The 226-nt window shown below is 50.0% G+C and carries 1 pseudogene; it reads left to right on the forward strand.

The features are described from left to right. Positions 1-226 (forward strand): annotated as a pseudogene (locus tag LKX83_RS33135) (transporter); the annotation flags it as partial.

Raw genomic sequence — 226 nt, forward strand, 5'->3', positions numbered from 1 at the left:
GAACGGAATGAACCTGCCCGTATCACCTACTCCCTCTCCTGCAGGGTGGACCCTCTCCCCGTTTCTCTATGTGGCCTTTAATCTTTCACTTGCTTTAGCTGTGCTTGTACCACTCGGCAATGAAGTACAGGATCGGCGAACCTTAATCAACGGGAGCATGATTGGAGGCGCAGGGCTGGGAATTCTGCTTTTGCTAAGCAATTATGCCCTTCTCACCTACAAAAAT

It is taken from the genome of Cohnella baijiui (assembly GCF_020731285.1).
Classification (GTDB): Bacteria; Bacillota; Bacilli; order Paenibacillales; family Paenibacillaceae; genus Cohnella.